Here is a 1050-nt window from a genome sequence, read left to right on the forward strand (position 1 = left end):
ACCGCTACTCGCTCTGATCTCTCACAAGTACGCTTCGGTGCCTTCCGGGCTCGGATTGGGCGGCGTCCGCAGTCTCGCAGTTGAGCTGTTCGGCAAGCGCGAGGATCCTTCCCCGGACACAATCCACGACGTCGCGGTTTCCGACAACCACAACTGCTCTGAATTTTACCCGGCGACCAGAGTCGGTCATCCGCTGTACCATATTGATGTCGAGCACCTCATCGACGAGATCCGGGAGGAATGCATCAACGATCTCAGGTTCCTTGATGGGTTTCCCGCTGGTGAGTATCTCGTCAATACTCTTTATCTCCCCTGCCTGGACCATCCGTCCAAGGCCGGTCAGGGGTACCCATTCTGACTTGTCAAATGCCATATCAGTTCAGCTCCCCCATGATAGCATCAACCGTCGCTGCTACATTTGCAGGAAGATTGCCAGCCCGGTCCGGAGCGTATGTCGCTATGTGTTCACCTTTGCACCGTTCATCTGCCGGAAGGATCTCCTCATTGTGAGGGATATCAAATCCGGCCTCCACTGCACCCTTCAGGGCTGCAAAAACCCGTGCACCACGGGAGGCACGGTGAAGACCGATATCCAGTATGGCTCCTTCCTGCCCGGCCTTTAATGCCCGGACTGCCAGGAGCATTCCGGTAAGATATGCCGCCGGAGTGTTGCTGAGAGATCCTTCATACCCGTATTTCCGGAGTTCTGAAGAATTTGCCGCAACGTGAGTCCGATCTCCTTCCATGTGTGCAGTGACTATCTGACAGATGATGTGCCGGTTGGTCTTTCGTACTACCATGCGGGGCTTTGTTGCGACAACAAGCCGTGTTCTGGCATGATAATTGGTTCTTCCTTCGCGCCGGCGGCGGAATGCCACAAAGTACCGTGGACCTGTTGCCATTACTGTTCCCTCCCAATCTCAATCTGTGCCTTCATGTGGGAAACAGTTCTGAACTGTCCTCCGGCTGCACGACGGTAAAATTTCCGGTACACCGAACGATCGATCTCCCCGGACTCACGAAGTTCACGGAGTACACGACGCTGGGCAC

1 protein-coding gene and 2 pseudogenes are annotated in these 1050 nt (G+C 55.2%); all 3 read right to left on the reverse strand.

Annotated features, from left to right (window positions below):
- Positions 1–130: 130 nt before the first annotated feature.
- A pseudogene (gene rps5p, locus PLA23_RS12040) lies at positions 131–373 on the reverse strand (30S ribosomal protein S5); the annotation flags it as partial.
- Between the two features lies 1 nt (position 374).
- A complete protein-coding gene (locus PLA23_RS12045; RefSeq protein WP_324475338.1) occupies positions 375–902 on the reverse strand; it encodes a 50S ribosomal protein L18 in 528 nt (175 codons plus the stop codon).
- Positions 902–1050 (reverse strand): annotated as a pseudogene (rpl19e, locus tag PLA23_RS12050) (50S ribosomal protein L19e); the annotation flags it as partial. The pseudogene rpl19e and the gene PLA23_RS12045, both read right to left, overlap by 1 nt.

The sequence above is a fragment of the Methanospirillum sp. genome, assembly GCF_035406105.1.
In the GTDB taxonomy this organism is placed as follows: Archaea; Halobacteriota; Methanomicrobia; order Methanomicrobiales; family Methanospirillaceae; genus Methanospirillum.